General features: G+C 39.5%; 17 protein-coding genes, 1 pseudogene and 1 riboswitch. Of the genes and pseudogenes, 15 read left to right on the top strand and 3 right to left on the bottom strand.

Going from position 1 to position 16122, the window contains the following annotated elements; genetic code table 11:
• Positions 1 to 370 precede the first annotated feature (370 nt).
• A complete protein-coding gene (locus ACFX4G_RS12125) occupies positions 371 to 1129 on the top strand; it encodes an SGNH/GDSL hydrolase family protein (protein WP_377574934.1) in 759 nt (252 codons plus the stop codon).
• A gap of 100 nt (positions 1130 to 1229) precedes the next feature.
• On the opposite strand, the gene ACFX4G_RS12120 is transcribed toward ACFX4G_RS12125, so the two are convergent.
• On the bottom strand, positions 1230 to 1364 hold the full coding sequence (locus ACFX4G_RS12120; protein ID WP_328125783.1) for a hypothetical protein: 135 nt from the start codon (positions 1362 to 1364) through the stop codon (positions 1230 to 1232).
• Positions 1365 to 1641: 277 nt separating this feature from the next.
• Here ACFX4G_RS12120 and ACFX4G_RS12115 point away from each other — a divergent pair, with 277 nt between their 5' ends.
• Positions 1642 to 1809 (top strand): anti-repressor SinI family protein, encoded by a 168-nt coding sequence (locus ACFX4G_RS12115; RefSeq protein WP_377574929.1) that lies wholly within the window; start codon positions 1642 to 1644, stop codon positions 1807 to 1809.
• An 18-nt stretch (positions 1810 to 1827) separates the two neighbouring features.
• Here the strand turns inward: ACFX4G_RS12115 and ACFX4G_RS12110 are convergent, their stop codons facing one another.
• Complete coding sequence (locus tag ACFX4G_RS12110) at positions 1828 to 1959, bottom strand: anti-repressor SinI family protein (protein WP_063247617.1); 132 nt, start codon at positions 1957 to 1959, stop codon at positions 1828 to 1830.
• An 18-nt stretch (positions 1960 to 1977) separates the two neighbouring features.
• A riboswitch (cyclic di-GMP riboswitch) is annotated at positions 1978 to 2062 on the bottom strand.
• Between the two features lie 312 nt (positions 2063 to 2374).
• Here ACFX4G_RS12110 and ACFX4G_RS12105 point away from each other — a divergent pair.
• The 6 genes and pseudogenes from ACFX4G_RS12105 to ACFX4G_RS12080 all read left to right on the top strand — a co-directional run.
• A pseudogene (locus ACFX4G_RS12105) lies at positions 2375 to 2788 on the top strand (FAD-dependent oxidoreductase); the annotation flags it as partial.
• Between the two features lie 460 nt (positions 2789 to 3248).
• Entirely contained in the window at positions 3249 to 3473 is a 225-nt protein-coding gene (locus ACFX4G_RS12100) for a hypothetical protein (RefSeq protein ID WP_377574926.1), read from the top strand.
• A gap of 379 nt (positions 3474 to 3852) precedes the next feature.
• On the top strand, positions 3853 to 6267 hold the full coding sequence (gene nirB, locus ACFX4G_RS12095; RefSeq protein ID WP_377574923.1) for a nitrite reductase large subunit NirB: 2415 nt from the start codon (positions 3853 to 3855) through the stop codon (positions 6265 to 6267).
• Positions 6268 to 6285: 18 nt separating this feature from the next.
• Positions 6286 to 6612: a nitrite reductase small subunit NirD gene (gene nirD / locus ACFX4G_RS12090; protein ID WP_264387927.1), complete on the top strand. Its 327-nt coding sequence runs from the start codon at positions 6286 to 6288 to the stop codon at positions 6610 to 6612.
• 71 nt (positions 6613 to 6683) lie between these two features.
• Entirely contained in the window at positions 6684 to 7454 is a 771-nt protein-coding gene (gene cobA, locus ACFX4G_RS12085) for a uroporphyrinogen-III C-methyltransferase (RefSeq protein ID WP_377574919.1), read from the top strand.
• Between the two features lie 24 nt (positions 7455 to 7478).
• A complete protein-coding gene (locus ACFX4G_RS12080; RefSeq protein ID WP_377574916.1) occupies positions 7479 to 8315 on the top strand; it encodes a formate/nitrite transporter family protein in 837 nt (278 codons plus the stop codon).
• Positions 8316 to 8530: 215 nt separating this feature from the next.
• Here the strand turns inward: ACFX4G_RS12080 and ACFX4G_RS12075 are convergent, their stop codons facing one another.
• Positions 8531 to 8857: a cyclic-phosphate processing receiver domain-containing protein gene (locus ACFX4G_RS12075; RefSeq protein ID WP_025749520.1), complete on the bottom strand. Its 327-nt coding sequence runs from the start codon at positions 8855 to 8857 to the stop codon at positions 8531 to 8533.
• Positions 8858 to 9311: 454 nt separating this feature from the next.
• Between ACFX4G_RS12075 and ACFX4G_RS12070 the strand changes: the two genes are divergently transcribed.
• The 7 genes from ACFX4G_RS12070 (at position 9312) to ACFX4G_RS12040 (ending at position 16111) form a co-directional block, all read left to right on the top strand.
• The gene (locus ACFX4G_RS12070; protein ID WP_377574913.1) at positions 9312 to 10289 is read left to right on the top strand and encodes a carbohydrate kinase family protein; all 978 of its coding nucleotides are present in this window, start codon (positions 9312 to 9314) and stop codon (positions 10287 to 10289) included.
• A gap of 458 nt (positions 10290 to 10747) precedes the next feature.
• Positions 10748 to 11611, top strand: coding sequence for a GRP family sugar transporter (locus ACFX4G_RS12065; protein ID WP_013055866.1), 864 nt, complete (start codon positions 10748 to 10750; stop codon positions 11609 to 11611).
• A 232-nt stretch (positions 11612 to 11843) separates the two neighbouring features.
• On the top strand, positions 11844 to 12290 hold the full coding sequence (locus tag ACFX4G_RS12060; RefSeq protein ID WP_377574910.1) for a VOC family protein: 447 nt from the start codon (positions 11844 to 11846) through the stop codon (positions 12288 to 12290).
• Positions 12291 to 12396: 106 nt separating this feature from the next.
• Complete coding sequence (locus ACFX4G_RS12055; RefSeq protein WP_377574907.1) at positions 12397 to 13530, top strand: DUF2087 domain-containing protein; 1134 nt, start codon at positions 12397 to 12399, stop codon at positions 13528 to 13530.
• 62 nt (positions 13531 to 13592) lie between these two features.
• Positions 13593 to 14915, top strand: coding sequence for an MATE family efflux transporter (locus tag ACFX4G_RS12050; protein ID WP_237074788.1), 1323 nt, complete (start codon positions 13593 to 13595; stop codon positions 14913 to 14915).
• 110 nt (positions 14916 to 15025) lie between these two features.
• Positions 15026 to 15670, top strand: coding sequence for a cupin domain-containing protein (locus ACFX4G_RS12045; protein WP_377574904.1), 645 nt, complete (start codon positions 15026 to 15028; stop codon positions 15668 to 15670).
• Positions 15671 to 15787: 117 nt separating this feature from the next.
• Entirely contained in the window at positions 15788 to 16111 is a 324-nt protein-coding gene (locus ACFX4G_RS12040) for a hypothetical protein (RefSeq protein WP_025751423.1), read from the top strand.
• Positions 16112 to 16122 lie beyond the last annotated feature (11 nt).

Raw genomic sequence — 16122 nt, 5'->3', positions numbered from 1 at the left:
TTCTTTTTAAGAAACGTGACGTAATTTCCCCAGAAACTTCACGTTTCGCTAGGAAATATGCGAAGTATACGTGTATTTGTAGAGATTTTACGTACGAAAGGTCCCCCATTCCAAATTCTACTAATCTATAATTATTTCTATATCTATTATCGATGTAGCAACTCTACCATCACGGAAGAGCAGTGATGGTAGAGTTGCTAGACCTAAGCGGCAGTCACCCTCCCTTGCGGGTTTGCGCCTGCCGCATAGGTGAACCTTCTAGGGTACATTCAGTGAAGTATTTTCTTGTTGTCTATTTATGTATTCTATTGAATGTGAGTTTGGTGGAGAGAATATAGTTGTTTTTAAAAAGGGGTAAAGGGGAGATTGAATGAAGGCGATGGTTGGGGTAAATGTGGCAGCGGCTGTTTTGTGCGGTGCGGTGATGTATGCGGGGACGCAGCACTGGCAGGAGCAAACGGAAGCGCAGGCAAGTGAAGTAAAAACTGCTGTTGTACATAAAGAAAAACAGTTTTCCGATGTATCTGCTTATACAAAAAATCTTCCAGACTTTATCACAAAGCAAATCCAGTCATCTATCGCAAATAAAAAGCCTCTGACTCTTGTAATTGCCACATCCGCAAAGGAAGCAGGGTGGCCTCAGCAGTTAAAGAAAGAGCTAGAAGCTACATATGGAAGTGATGTATTCACTGTTAAAACACTTTCATACGGCAGCCAAACAACTGGTGAGCTTTTATCCTCACATATTGTGAATCAAATTAATCAACTTCAGCCAAATATTATTTTATTTGAAGCACCTCTTAAAAATGATTATCAGAAGCTTACGTTAGACGATACGCTTAAAAATACAGAGACACTGATTCATCAGCTTAAAGACTTGAAAAAAACTCTGATGCTTCAACCGTCTCAGCCGTACATTTCCCAGACGGAGTCCTATGAAGAAGGGGTAGAAGCTATTCGGGGAGTGGCAGAAGAAAATTGGGTTCACTATTTAAATCATTCGCTTATTTGGCCGTTTCATTTAGGAGAGTATATCAATAAAAACGATGGGAGATTAACAAAGAAAGGAGGTGAAGTATGGGGAGCCTATTTAGTAAATTGGTTCACCGATAAAGAAAAAATAGATTGAATTGTAAGTTATCAGACGTCTTCCCGAACTATTGCCAGACAAAAATAATTGAATGAAGCCCTCTAAGCCAGGATAAGAGAACTTCATTCAAGCTCTTACGTTATCTTACTTTTTTTAAATGTCGGTTTGCTCTGCTTTTATAATAATAAGAGCCGGTGCTTGGGCATTTATAAAGCGTAATACCAAAAAACTGCAAAGGTGTTTTAATTCGTTTTAAAGAATAAGATAAGGGCATTATGGTCCTCCTAAATAAAATGGATTAATATTACAAAATTTGAGTTAATTATACAAAAAAATCCTCGGTTGGTAAACCTTAATAAAGAACAAAATCAAAAAATGTTCTTTATCAGAAACAAAAAAGCGATTTTTCTCTAGAATAATGTCTGTTTTACTGACATAATAGTTTAGGGAGTTTAGTATAATTTTATTACATTAACGTAAAAAAATAGGTATGAGGGTTATATTGCAACAGAATTTGATTTATAATTAGAAAGGTTGAAAGAAGGGATAAAATGGATATTAATGAAAAAAATGATATGTTGCTTCCTCCAGAATGGATGGCCCTTGTTAAGGAAGCAATGGATTCAAATATAACGAAGAATGAGTTTGAAGAGTTTCTTAAACAAAAATCTCTAGAAAATAAAAGTATAGGTAGCAGCAAAAAAACCATTAGAACCTAAGTTCTAATGGTTTTTTTATTATCGTGCTTTATTTTGTTGTAAAAAATCCTTAATTTCTTTGCTAGATAAGCCCAGCTGTTTTGCTTCGTAAATAAGTTGTAGCCATTCTTTATCTAGTTCGTTATCAAATACTTTGTTCAGCTTTTCCATCAAGTCTGCTCCTTTAGTAAAGGAAACTCAGCCATCATAGTGTAAAAACCGTAGATCTGTAGTTTTGCGTCCTAACTTTTCAATTAGTTTGCCTTTTTCTGTAAGAATATAATTTAAATTATATTCTACTATACTTAGTCTGTAAAAACATGTAAAAAATAAGTTTTTGAGACTAAGTTTCCGTTATTTTAAGCATCTTCAAAAGCATTCTATTCCCTATGAGAGACTTTTCGTATAAATATTTTTTCTTTATATTCCAACATTGTAATCGCATACATAAAACTTATATGTTAGATAACCTAACACATAAGTTTAATGATTCAGAAAATTCATATACCTTAAATGTATCTTTAAAGATGCATAGAAAATATATCTTTGAAACAAGCAGGTATAGACGCCAGGGGAGGAATGGAAGATGCAAAAAAAGAAACTCGTATTGATTGGAAATGGAATGGCTGGAGTTCGAGCGATTGAAGAAGTATTGAAGGTTTCAAACGAAGCATTTGAGATTACGATTTTCGGAAGCGAGCCGCATCCGAACTATAATCGTATTTTACTATCAAAAGTGCTGCAAGGAAATACGAATGTTGAAGACATTACGCTAAACGATTGGAACTGGTATCAAGAAAACAATATTACATTATATACGGGCAAAACGGTTACTAGTATCGATTCAGTAAAAAAAGAAGTAGCGACAAACAGTGGCAGAGTAGAATCATATGATGGATTAATTTTAGCAACGGGTTCTCTTCCTTTTATTCTTCCGATTCCAGGATCAGATAAAAAAGGAGTTACGGCTTTTCGAGATATAAAAGAAACGGAAGATATACGGGGACGCAGCACTGGCAAGAGCAAACGGAAGCGCAGGCAAGTGAAGTAAAAACTGCTGTTGTACATAAAGAAAATAATTTTCTGATGTATCTGCTTATACAAAAAATCTTCCAGACTTTATCACAAAGCAAATCGAGTCATCTATTGCAAATAAAAAGCCTCTTACTCTTGTAATTGCCACATCCGCGAAGGAAGCGGGGTGGCCTCAACAGTTAAAAAAAGAGCTAGCAGCTACATATGGAAGTGATGTATTTACGATCAAAACCCTTTCATACGGCAGTCAAACAACTGATGAGCTTTTATCCTCACATATTGCCGATCAAATTGATCAACTTCAGCCAAACATTATTCTTTTTGAAGCACCTCTTAAAAATGACTATCAGCACCTTACGCTAGATGATACGCTTGAAAATACAGACAAGCTGATTTATCAGCTCAAAGACTTGAAAAAAACCCTTATGATTCAGCCGTCACAGCCATATATTTCACAAACGGAGTCCTATGAAGAAGGGGTAGAAGCAATCAGGGGAGTGTCTGAAGCAAACTGGGTATATTATATGAATCACTCGCTCATTTGGCCGTTTCATTTAGGAGAGTATATAAATAAAGACAGCGGTAATTTAACGAGAAAAGGAAATGAAGTGTGGGGAGAGTACGTTGTGAATTGGTTTACGGGAAAATAAAAAGGCAAGCCCTATTATATGTGGAATAGGGCTTGTCTTTTTATAGTTTTTAGAACGAAACTCTAAAATTATTAATCATTTTTAATAGGAGTGATTTTTATCATAGCTCAGGTTATTTATTCTTGCTAAATTAATGTTGTGAAAAACATCACAAAATAAAATGCAAAGAATGATCTCAATTAAAACGTAATTAGACCATTTATTTTTTTTACTTGCTGTTAAAGCAATGGAATCGCATACATAACATAAATGTGTTAGATAACCTAACATATAAGTTGAATGATTCAGAAAATTCATATATCTTAAATATATCTTTAAAGATGCATAGAAAATATATCTTTGAAACAAGCAGGTATAGACGCCAGGGGAGGAATGGAAGATGCAAAAAAAGAAACTCGTATTGATTGGAAATGGAATGGCTGGAGTTCGAGCGATTGAAGAAGTATTGAAGGTTTCAAACGAAGCGTTTGAAATTACGATTTTCGGAAGCGAGCCGCATCCGAACTATAATCGTATTTTACTATCAAAAGTGCTGCAAGGAGATACGAATGTTGAAGACATTACGTTAAACGATTGGAACTGGTATCAAGAAAACAATATTACATTATATACGAACGAAACGGTTACGAGTATCGATTCAGTAAAAAAAGAAGTAGCGACAAACAGTGGGAGAGTAGAATCGTATGATGAGTTAATTTTAGCAACGGGCTCTCTTCCTTTTATTCTTCCGATTCCAGGATCTGATAAAAAAGGAGTGACGGCTTTTCGAGATATAAAAGACACGGATGAAATGCTGCAGGCTTCTCAGCAGTATAAAAAAGCAGCGGTTATTGGAGGCGGACTGCTTGGATTAGAAGCAGCGCGCGGACTGTTAAATCTGGGGATGGACGTATCTGTGATTCACTTAGCTCCGTATTTAATGGAACGTCAGCTTGATCCAACAGCGGGCAAATTGCTTCAAAACGAATTAGAAAAACAAGGTATGAAGTTTTTGCTTGAAAAACAAACGGCGGAAATCGTCGGCGATGAGCGAGTTGAAGGATTATCTTTTAAAGACGGGACGTTTTTAGAAGCTGATTTAGTCGTGATGGCCGTTGGAATTAAGCCAAATGTTCAGCTTGCAAAAGAAGCGGGACTTAACGTAAATCGAGGAATTGTTGTGAATGACTTTATGCAAACGGATATTTCAAACATCTACGCGGTTGGAGAATGTGCAGAGCATAGAGGAATGGTATACGGACTGGTGGCACCTCTGTATGAACAAGGAAAAGCATTAGCAAAAGCGATTTGCGGTGCAGAAAAAGTGCCTTATGAAGGATCGGTTTTATCAACACAGCTAAAAGTATCAGGTGTTGAAGTGTTCTCAGCAGGAGACTTCACGGAAGATGAAGAGAAAAAAGCGATCAAAGTGTTCGATGAACAAGACGGCATTTATAAAAAGCTTGTTTTACGAGGCAATCAAATCGTAGGAGCCGTTCTTTTTGGAGACAGCAGTGACGGAAATCGACTGTTTTCAATGATACAAAAGCAAGAAGATGTATCCGATGTCGCAAAAGTTTCGATTTTACAGCCATCTGGCGGTAACGCCGGTGAAAGCTTAGTAGCAAGCATGAGCGCGGATGATATTATTTGCGGCTGTAACGGCGTAACAAAAGGTACGATTGTGGAAGCTATTCAAAAGCAAGGATGCTCATCGGTTGATGAAATCAAAGCTTGTACAAGTGCCTCTCGCTCCTGCGGAGGATGTAAGCCGCTTGTAGCGGAAGTGCTTCAGCATACTCTTGGCGCTGACTTTGACGCGGCGATTCAAAAAGAAGCGATTTGCGGCTGTACGACTCTTTCACGAGATGAAGTTGTCGAAGAAATCAAAGCAAAAGGCCTTTCGCATACGCGTGAAGTGATGAATGTACTTGGCTGGAATAATGAAGAAGGCTGTTCGAAATGCCGTCCGGCGCTAAACTATTATTTAGGTATGGTGAATCCAACCGGATACATTGATGAACGCGAATCACGATTTGTGAATGAACGCATGCATGCAAATATTCAAAAAGACGGCACGTATTCTGTTGTTCCTCGCATGTACGGAGGCGTCACAAATGCAGAAGATTTACGAAAAATTGCAGATGTTGTTGATAAATATGAAATTCCGCTCGTAAAAGTGACGGGTGGTCAGCGTCTTGATTTGTTTGGTGTTAAAAAAGAAGATTTGCCTAGCGTATGGGAAGAGTTAGATATGCCTTCTGGCTACGCGTACGGCAAGTCGCTGCGGACGGTGAAAACATGCGTCGGGGAACAGTTTTGCCGTTTTGGCACGCAGGATTCAATGGGCGTTGGAATTGCGCTTGAGAAAAAATTTGAAGGACTATGGACGCCTCATAAAGTGAAAATGGCTGTATCTGCTTGTCCGAGAAGCTGTGCTGAGTCAGGTATTAAAGATATTGGCTTTATTGGAATTGACGGCGGCTGGGAAATTTACGTGGGCGGAAATGGAGGTACGCATCTTCGCGGCGGAGATTTATTGTATAAAGTAAAAACAGACGAAGAATTGATGGACATCACAGGAGCTTATTTGCAGTATTACCGAGAAACGGCTAATTACTTAGAGCGTACGTCTGCATGGATTGAGCGCATGGGACTTTCGCACATTCAGTCCGTGCTTGATGACGCTGAGACGAGAAGAGAGCTGAATATGCGTATGGACGAAGCGTTATCTACGTACCGTGATCCTTGGAAAGAAATCGTCGAAAGCAAAAAGACGAAAAAAGAGCTATTCGAAACAGTTGTCACATCATAAAGGTGGGGGGAAATAAAGATGGTGAATAAAAACATTACAAAAGTATGCGTAGGGTCGATTCATGATTTTCCGGTAAGCCTAGGAAAAACAGTGAAAGTAAACGGAAAAGAAATTGCGGTGTTTAAGCTATCAAGCGGAAAAATACGGGCAATTGAAAATCGCTGTCCGCATAAAGGCGGGGTGTTAAGTGAAGGAATCGTGAGCGGCGACTCGGTGTTCTGTCCGATGCATGACTGGAAAATTTGCTTGCATGACGGTAACGTGCAAGAGCCTGACAGCGGATGTGTCGACACGTACGAAGCGGCTGTTGAAGGAGATTTGCTGTATCTTTTAATTGAAGAATAAGTAACGTGGCGCGTTGATTTTCAACGCGCCACAAAAATTCAAGGGAACAAACTAAAAGGAGCGAAGCAAAAATGAGAACAGGAAAAGTGTACATTGTAGGAGCCGGACCAGGAGATCCAGATTTACTAACGATAAAAGCAGCCAAATGTTTAGAAAAAGCAGATGTTATTTTATACGACCGATTAGTGAACCCTGTTCTTCTTCAGTATGCAAAAGAAGGAGCTGAACTCGTCTACTGCGGGAAAAAGCCTGGTGATCACTGCGTTTCTCAAGATGATATTCATGATTTGCTTGTATTCTACGCAAGAAAAGGAAACACCGTCGTGCGGTTAAAAGGCGGAGATCCGTTTATTTTCGGAAGAGGCGGTGAAGAAGCAGAAGTGCTCGCTCAGCATACAATTCCATTTGAAATCGTTCCGGGTATTACAGCGGGAATTGCGGCACCGGCGTATGCTGGAATTCCTGTGACGCATCGTGAGCTGAGCCGTTCGTTTGCCGTTGTGACGGGACACTGCTTGAGCGGCAAGCCGGAAAGTATTCGCTGGGAGCATTTAGCAAAAGGAGTTGATACGCTTGCGATTTATATGGGCGTTAAAAACTTGCCATATATTTGCCGTCAGCTTTTAGACGCCGGAAAAAGCGCGGATACGCCGGCCGCGCTTATTGAACAAGGTACGTCTATTTATCAGCGCACGGTTACAGGCACGCTTGGCACAATTGTAGACACGGCTGCTGAACAGCAAGTGAGTAATCCCGCGATGATTGTGATTGGTGAAGTGGTGAAGCAAGCTTCTGCTCTTTCTTGGTTTTTGGAAAAAACAGAAGAAAAAGTATGCGTCTAAGATGAATAAAAGGAGGAAACACTTTTGTTTAAGAATTCACTGCAGTCAATGAATGAGTTAGCCCGTGAAAAGACGAAGCTTGTGAATGATCATTTGCCGAGTTATTTGCTGTTAGCTGTGCTAGCGGGTGCTTACGTAGGACTTGGCGTTATATTAGCTCTATCGGTAGGAGCACCTTTGGCCTCTGCTTCTTTACCGGTCGTTTCTCTTGTGATGGGGTTATCTTTTGCTGTTGCTCTTCTGCTTGTCGTATTTGCAGGAGCTGAATTGTTTACGGGGAATCATATGGTTTATACAGTCAGTACGCTATCGGGAGTCACGACATGGAAAGATACGTTCAAAAACTGGACGTGGTGTTTTATCGGAAATGCGATAGGTGCGTTTGGGCTTTGTTTGTTAATTACCGGAACCGGTTTGTTTAAAGGAATTGAACCGAACCATTTACTTATGACGCTGGCAGCTAAAAAAATGAATTTGCCGGTCAGTGAATTATTTTTTCGCGGCATTCTTTGCAACTGGCTTGTTTGCCTGGCAATTTGGACGGCTGCGCGCACTAAAAGCGATGCGGCAAAGATCATGCTCATTTTTTGGATGCTGTTTGCATTTGTTGCATCAGGATACGAGCACAGCGTGGCAAATATGACGTTTCTTGGTCTAGCTTTATTGCTTCCGCATCCTGATGCGATTTCGGCTGCTGGACTATTTCATAATTTAATTCCCGTTACACTCGGAAACATCGTAGGGGGAGGTCTGTTTGTGGGAAGCATTTACTGGTTCGTGAACGCTAGGCAGCTGAAGGAAAACGCAAAACAGCCGGCTGCTCTCTCAGCGGACTTGGATTCTGCTAAACTGTCTAAATAGCAAAAAACCGCTCTTTGTACCATGTAGTCTGCTTTTAAAAGCTATCATCACGGTATTTTAGAGCGGTTTCTTCTATATAATATAAACTGCTTAAAGCGTATTCACATCTATACGTATCGAACAAGCAGTATCGTTCTTCATTTTATAAAAACAGGATGTCTGTGAGAATTGAATCGGACAGATTCTGTTGAAATGAATGTGTGAGGGTGCAGGTATCATCGAAGAGGCAGAGGGCATCTTAGAATTTTAATGTTGTTTGGCATTTTATGCTCTTTTTGAGCGTCCTTAAAGCAGTTGTACATTGCTTTGCTGCCTGAATGATTAGCGGAGTGAATCGTAATTCGATCGGCATATAAATGATGCTTTACCATAAAATGCACGAGCATTAATCCATTCCGTGTCTTACTCAGTAAATCGTGATCGAGTGATAAATGTTCAACATCGAATGATCTTAGCAGATCAATACATTCATCAATCGTTTCGGCTAAAACATGACCGTCAGGGCATTTGCGATAGTCGTCTAGAAAAACATTGATTTTCATGACTGATTCTCCCTTCCTTGCCTTGTATTTAGTGTAACATACATAATGTCATATACCTACCTAAGTCTATTCGACACATTTTAAGCCATTCCTTCTTAAATAGGGGTAAAAACGCGAATTTTTATCATTATTTGCATATTCACGGCGAATAAACAGGAAATAAGAGAAGAGATGTCGAACGAAAAATGAATAAATAAACAGTTTAAACTGGAAATTAACTTTTTTTATTCCGCGACCTTTGTGTAAGAAAGTCATTTCAATCTCAGGTTTGATAAGGGATGGAACGGAATTAACCAATAAAACATTGTGAGAAAAAAACGATAATTTGTGATTTTTTTAAAATAAATTGGAAATTTCTCTTTACGAAAAAGATGTTTGGGACGTATAATTTGATTTAAGGATTTTTTGGAACATAGTATGACAATATGACAAAAAGAAAAGTAAGGTGAATAGAATGGGTAAGTTATTTAGTATCGGTGAAGTATTAATTGATATGATTCCAGCTCAAAAAGGTCTTCAATTGAAAGAAGTGGAATCGTTTACGCGTGTGCCAGGCGGAGCGCCGGCAAACGTTGCAGCAGTTGTTGCTACATACGGTAATGAGTCAGCGCTTATTACAAAAGTTGGAGAAGATGCGTTTGGAGACTTTCTAGTAGATACGCTTCGTGAAGTAGGAGTAGGTACTGATATGGTCTATCGTACAGAAGAAGCAAACACAGCTTTAGCTTTCGTTTCCCTGCGTGAAGACGGAGAAAGAGATTTCAGCTTCTATCGTAATCCTTCAGCAGATTTATTACTAACAGAAGACGAAATTAACTCTGATTGGTTTGCAAGCAACGATGTTCTTCACTTCTGTTCGGTTGATTTAGTTGAAAGCCCTATGAAATACGCTCATATGAAAGCGATTAAAAGCATGAAAGAAAAAGGCGGCGTTATCAGCTTTGATCCAAATGTACGTCTTCCGCTGTGGAAAGACCATGAGCTATGCCGTCAAACGATTTTAGAATTTATTCCTCAAGCGCACATTGTCAAAATTTCAGACGACGAGCTATCGTTTATCACAGGCATTGAAGATGAACAGCAAGCGATTCAGTCTCTATTTACAGGTGATGTTCAAGTAGTTGTGTTCACAAAAGGTGCAGAAGGCGCAACGCTTTATACAAAACAAGCTGTCTATGAATCAAACGGTTACAAAGTAGCAGTTGTTGATACAACAGGTGCAGGAGATGCGTTTATTGGCGGATTCCTTTATCAGCTATTAAGCCGCGATGTGTCACAAGAAAACTTAACGGCTATTCTTGACTCTGACCACGATGCTATTTTACGTTTTGCAAATGCAAGCGGTGCCTTAACGACAACTGGAAAAGGTGCGATCAGCTCAATTCCAGCCAAAGAAGTAGTAGAGCAATTTTGCAAGCCTGTAGCTAACTAAAATGAAAAGGCTTTATCTCTTCTTATTTTCAATCAGCAGAGGCGCTAGTTTCTGCTGATTGCAGATCACATAAGAGGGAGAAGCAAACTGCGGAGTAAGAAGAAAAAATTTTTTTCTGTTTTTAAAAAATAATCAAAAAAATTTCTAGCTAAATAATAAATGTTCGTGTTAGTATAATACGAGCAGCAAGAAATAGCAGTTTTACCACTATTTATGAAAACGTTATATATTTATCGATGTAGAAAGTTTGACAGGACTAAAGAGCAGTCCTATCAAACCTTCTAGACCTAAGCGGATGCTGCCCCCCTTGCGGGGGAGGCTCATCCGCATAAGTGGACCTTTGGGGGAATATTCGAGGGAGTATGAGTGCTTGGCTTTTGCCCTTGATGAGAGAAAAGCAGCAGGTCGTTACATACGATGTACATAGATTAGAAATAGGAAAGTAGGTTAAGAGAAAGATGGATATTTTGCTAGGTGTTCTTCCTTCCGTTGCGTGGGGAAGCATGATTTTAGTTAGTATGAAGATGGGCGGTGGACCTTACAGTCAAACGCTGGGAACAATTATTGGAGCTTTGATTCTTTCATTTGTTCAGTTTATGATTGTGCAGCCGGTGTTAACGCCAACGCTCGTTATTGTCGGAATTGTTTCAGGTTTGTTCTGGTCAGTAGGTCAAAGCAATCAGTTTAAAAGTGTTCCATACCTTGGTGTTTCAAAGTCAATGCCGATTTCAACGGGTATGCAATTAGTATCAACAGCTCTTTTTGGTGTTATTGTATTTAAAGAATGGTCAACGCTTCAAACGATTGTGCTTGGATCTATTGCGATTCTTTTAATACTAGCAGGCGTGGTGCTTTCTTCATTAGACGGTAAAAAAGAAGGAGCACAAGGGGCTCCGGGACAAACGAAAAAAGGAGTTATCACTCTTATCATTTCAAGTCTTGGGTTCTTAGTTTACGTAGTTATCGCACGTATCTTCAACGTAGACGCATGGGCAGCTTTATTCCCGCAAGCAATCGGTATGTTAATTGGCGGTTTAATCATTACATACAAACATAAGCCATTTAACAAATATACGATTCGTAATATCTTACCAGGTCTAATCTGGGCATCTGGAAACATGTTCTTATTCTTATCTCAATCAAGACTAGGCGTAGCAACAAGCTTTTCATTATCGCAAATGGGTATCGTTATTTCAATTTTTGGCGGTATTGTCTTCTTGGGAGAAAAGAAAACAAAGCGTCAATTATTCTATGTATCTCTTGCGAGTGTACTGATTATTTCAGGCGGTATCTGTATCGGCCTCGCAAAAGCACACGCTTAATTTATCGATGTAGAAAAACCCCCATGGCTAGAGTGCAGCCATGGGGGTTTTTTTAGACCTAAGGTTAAAATCTTAGTCAAAACCTACCTACCCATAGTGCTCTGCGGAATTTCAAGGCTGCGTGTTTATGTTGGGGTTTCTCGTTCTTAAGACTGATAATTTTTCATTCTTTGTTAGGAAGCTGTTTGGTGTGTGATGGCTTATAGTAGTAGAAAAGGATGTAGGGAAGGCTATGATTAAGAGTATTTATGAGACGCATGTGCAGGTGCGGAATTTGGAGAATTCGATTGAGTTTTATAGACGTCTTGGGCTGACGTTTGTTCATAAAATTGAAGAGAGGCGCTGTGCTTTTTTCTTTGTTGGGGAACAAAAGCAGATGCTTGGACTTTGGGAAACCGATGAAAAAGAGTTGAAAAGAAGTCATTTTGCTTTTGGTATTGAAGCAGCAGATATTCATGAAGCGTTAACGTGGCTGCGTTCAAAAGGCATTGAACCGGAAAAGACGTCGTTTGGAAAGCCTCAAACAGAGCCGATTGTTCATACGTGGATGCCAGCGGCTTGCGTGTATTTTAATGACCCTGACGGTAACAGTTTGGAGTTAATTACGCTTTTAAATAATGAGCCTGTCGTATCTAAGGATTTTCCATATTTAAGTGAATGGAACAAGAAACAGCAGTGAAAACTGCTGTTTTTTTGTGTATCATAAACATAAGTTTGACATAATAATAAACATATAATATATTTGTTTATAAATTAATAAACAAATAAGAAAGGTGTCTATTTATATGGTAAACGATTTGTTTTGGGAATCATCTTTTGAAGATATGAAGAAAGGGTACGGGGAAAGCGAAGATCACTACCACTGCTTACTATGCGGTGAAAGCATTGAAAAAGGCATTATTTATCCGGTGGAAGGTGTTTTTTATGAAGCAAAACGCTATATGAAGCTTCATGTAGAACAGCAGCACGGGTCTGTATTCCATCATTTAATAGAGCTTGATAAAGAGGTAACGGGTCTGTCTGATCATCAAAAAAATTTAGTGAAGTTTTTTAAAGAAGGAAAAAGCGATAGTGATATTCAAAAAGAAATGGGAATTGGCAGTTCATCGACCATTCGAAATCACCGCTTTACTTTAAAGAAAAAAGAGCGTCAGGCAAAAGTGTTTTTAACGCTGATGGAACTGTTAAACGACGGTCAAGAAGAGAAGACGGCACCCGTAACAAATACGGCGCCTAGAAGAAGTCAGCGCTACAGCGTCAGTGATGAAGAGCGTGAAAAAATTTTAGCGAAGAATTTTCCGCAAGGCTTGAACGGACCTCTTCGCACCTTTCACTTGCAAGAAAAACACCGTCTGGTTGTTCTTGAAGAATTAAGCGGACATTTTGATTTTGGTAGCACGTATACCGAAAAAGAAGTGAACGATATGTTAACACCTTTTTATGATGACTACGCCGTGCTGCGTCGCTATTTAATTGAGTACGGTTTCTTAGAGCGCAGCGCAGACGGAAGCAGCTACTGGAGAAAAGGAGAGACAGGGATGAATATGGACTCAAAAGACTATAAAAAGCAAATGAAGCAGCTAGCGAAAGAAGTAAAAACAGAAGGCGGCGTGTATCAAATAAAAAACCTTCAAAACGATAAGATTTACATTGGCTCTACGCCTAACATCAAAACGTTAAACGGCGTAAAGTTCACGTTAAAGACGAACACTCATCAAAATAAAGAGCTTCAAAACGAGTGGAATACGTACGGAGCGGATGCTTTTTCAATTGAGATGCTGGAAACGATTAAAAGAGAAGAAGAAAAAGCACTTTCAAAAAAGGATTTGCTGAAACTGGAAGCGAAATGGTTAGAGAAGCTGCAGCCTTACGGCGAAAAAGGCTATCATTCGCCGAAAGCTGATACAAAGGAGAAATAGGTGTGAAGAATCAAGATGTTAAAAGTGAAGCAGTGGAATCAGAAAAATCCGTCAGTAAGCTGATGCTTGTGTTTTTGATTCCACTCATGTTAAGTAACGCCATGCAGTCAGTTGGGCAGCTGGCGGGAAGTATTATTGTCGGAAGAGCGCTTGGAGTTGATGCGTTAGCCGCTATTTCCGCTTTTTTTCCTCTGTTTTTTCTGCTCGTGTCGTTTTCGATTGGAATTGGTTCAGGAAGTTCCATTTTAATCGGGCAAGCGTACGGGGCACAAAACGAAAAACGAGTCAAAGAAATTATCGGTACCACGCTCACGTTTACCTTTTTAGTCGGAATTGTGCTTGCTGTTTTGGGAAGCATATTTGCTCCGGATATTCTTCGGATTATGGGAACGCCGGCTAATATTATTGACGTAACGGTTCACTATGCGCGCATTTTGTTTGTGGCAATTCCTGTTTTGTTTTTATACTTTGTTTATACGACGTTTATGCGCGGAACCGGAGACTCTAAAACGCCTTTTTACTTTTTAGTTGTGAGTACGGTCTTAAACATCAGTTTCCTGCCGATTTTAATTTTTGGATGGATCGGAGTGCCAAAGCTTGGAGTGTACGGCGCTGCGTATGCAACGGTGTTTTCAACTGTATTAACGTTCATTATTATGATTATCTATTTACGCAAGAAAAATCATCCGTTAAAGTTTGACTCATCTATTTCATTAAAAATGGACGGAACGCTTTTAAAGCTGCTTATGCGTTTAGGGATTCCAGCGAGTATCAATATGATTTTAGTTTCTCTTTCTGAAATTGCGGTTATTACGTTTGTAAATGGATTTGGCTCAGACGCTACAGCAGCGTACGGAGCGGTGAACCAAGTGGCAAGCTATGTACAAATGCCGGCAATCAGCTTAGGAATTGCGGTTTCTATTTTTGCGGCGCAGTCGATTGGCGCCAATAAATTTGAGCGTTTAAAAGAAGTTATCCGCTCTGGAATTATGCTGAATTACGTTATTGGCAGCGTATTGATTTTACTTATTTATCTCTTTTCTAATCAAATTTTAGCTCTGTTTTTAACAAGTCAGCATACGCTCCATATTGCCGAAGAGCTGTTAGTGATAACACTTTGGAGCTATTTGATTTTCGGTCATGCGCAAATTATTACCGCTACGATGCGAGCAAGCGGTACGGTGCTTTGGCCTACGGTATTTAGCATTATGGCTATTTGGTGTGTAGAAGTGCCCGTAGCCTACGTGTTATCCCAGTTTACATCTCTTGCGATCAAAGGGATTTGGATTGGATATCCAGCGGCGTTTGTGGTCAGCTTAATCCTGCAGTACAGCTATTATCAATTTGTATGGAAGAAAAAGAAAATTGAACGTCTTGTCGGATAAAAAACGAGTGGAAACGCTCGTTTTTTATTTTTCCTAATTAAAACACCCTTAGCTAAAAGTTTTAATAGGATAGTGCATATAACTTTTTGATGAAAAGAGGGTATGACACTATGAGTAAATCTGGATTTGTGCCGGATAATTCAAATATCAAAAAAAGCTCAGGAACGCCTAATCTGTCAGTGAATTATAAGCAAAATGTCCTGTTCAAACGAAACGATCAAAATATAGCGTATCAACTAACCTCAACTCAGCTGCCTGCAATGCTCGGAGGTGCTTTTGTTGATTTATATATGACGAAAGGGCATATGAGAGAACCGCACTGGCACCCAAACGCGTGGGAATTAGATATCGTCGTTTCAGGTGAAGTGCAGGTATCTATTTTAGACCCTGATACAAGCAGCATGCACAATTATCGGATAAAAGAAGGGGAAGTTGTTTTTATACCGATGGGCTGGTGGCATTGGATTGAGCCCTTATCGGAAGAAGCGCATCTTCATCTCTTTTTTAACAATGATCAATTCGAATCTACAGAAGGATCCGACGTGCTGCGCTTAACGCCTCCGATCGTGTTTCAAAAAGCATACGGAGTAAGCGCAAGCGAAGTAGCAGAAGCCGTTGCTCCGATTACGGATACGGTTGTGATTGGACCGCCTAATGAACATTCTTTTTATCAAAAGAGCTATCTCAAAGATGAACGAGATGAACAAATTGTGGTTAAAATAAATGAAAAAGTAGTGCCTGCTGAAAATAAGTAGCATAAAAAACCATTGAGCCTATGGGGACTGACCCCATAGAGTGAGACAAATAAAAAAACACCTTTAAGTAAAAAACGGGTATGTAGTACCTAACAATAACTTGGAGGTGTTTTTTCTATGGGAAAAAGAGTTAGCTATCCAGTAGAAGTGAAATTAAAAGCAATTGAAATGAGATTGGCAGGAATACCAATCAAAGAAGTTATGGAAACTTTACAGATCCGCAACTATACACAGCTCAAAACATGGATGAGGTGGCATAGAAATGGAGAATCCTATCGCCTGGCACAGCCCGTTGGGCAAACATACACTCCTCGAAAAGGAGCTCATTCTCAAGATACTCCATCAAAGTTAGAAGCTGAAAATCGATATTTAAAGCAACAGATTGAAGTCTTAAAAAAGTACAAAGAGTTGGAAAGGGAGTGGTACCAGAAGTTGTATTGAACTTAGTAGAA

Origin of the sequence: Priestia sp. YIM B13486 (genome assembly GCF_042787865.1) — a bacterium.
Classification (GTDB): domain Bacteria; phylum Bacillota; class Bacilli; order Bacillales; family Bacillaceae_H; genus Priestia; species Priestia megaterium.
Note: the sequence above shows the minus strand (reverse complement) of the source record. Positions and strands in the feature narration are given on the sequence as shown.

Coding starts and splice junctions, on each gene's coding strand:
- ACFX4G_RS12070 (WP_377574913.1), top strand. CDS start 9,312: ATGGGTAAGTTATTTAGTATCGGTGAAGTATTAATTGATATGATTCCA.
- ACFX4G_RS12040 (WP_025751423.1), top strand. CDS start 15,788: ATGGGAAAAAGAGTTAGCTATCCAGTAGAAGTGAAATTAAAAGCAATT.
- ACFX4G_RS12120 (WP_328125783.1), bottom strand. CDS start 1,364: ATGCCCTTATCTTATTCTTTAAAACGAATTAAAACACCTTTGCAGTTT.
- ACFX4G_RS12075 (WP_025749520.1), bottom strand. CDS start 8,857: ATGAAAATCAATGTTTTTCTAGACGACTATCGCAAATGCCCTGACGGT.
- cobA (WP_377574919.1), top strand. CDS start 6,684: ATGAGAACAGGAAAAGTGTACATTGTAGGAGCCGGACCAGGAGATCCA.
- ACFX4G_RS12110 (WP_063247617.1), bottom strand. CDS start 1,959: ATGGAAAAGCTGAACAAAGTATTTGATAACGAACTAGATAAAGAATGG.
- ACFX4G_RS12050 (WP_237074788.1), top strand. CDS start 13,593: ATGCTTGTGTTTTTGATTCCACTCATGTTAAGTAACGCCATGCAGTCA.
- nirB (WP_377574923.1), top strand. CDS start 3,853: ATGCAAAAAAAGAAACTCGTATTGATTGGAAATGGAATGGCTGGAGTT.
- ACFX4G_RS12125 (WP_377574934.1), top strand. CDS start 371: ATGAAGGCGATGGTTGGGGTAAATGTGGCAGCGGCTGTTTTGTGCGGT.
- ACFX4G_RS12115 (WP_377574929.1), top strand. CDS start 1,642: ATGGATATTAATGAAAAAAATGATATGTTGCTTCCTCCAGAATGGATG.
- ACFX4G_RS12060 (WP_377574910.1), top strand. CDS start 11,844: ATGATTAAGAGTATTTATGAGACGCATGTGCAGGTGCGGAATTTGGAG.
- ACFX4G_RS12055 (WP_377574907.1), top strand. CDS start 12,397: ATGGTAAACGATTTGTTTTGGGAATCATCTTTTGAAGATATGAAGAAA.
- ACFX4G_RS12045 (WP_377574904.1), top strand. CDS start 15,026: ATGAGTAAATCTGGATTTGTGCCGGATAATTCAAATATCAAAAAAAGC.
- ACFX4G_RS12065 (WP_013055866.1), top strand. CDS start 10,748: ATGGATATTTTGCTAGGTGTTCTTCCTTCCGTTGCGTGGGGAAGCATG.
- nirD (WP_264387927.1), top strand. CDS start 6,286: ATGGTGAATAAAAACATTACAAAAGTATGCGTAGGGTCGATTCATGAT.
- ACFX4G_RS12100 (WP_377574926.1), top strand. CDS start 3,249: ATGATTCAGCCGTCACAGCCATATATTTCACAAACGGAGTCCTATGAA.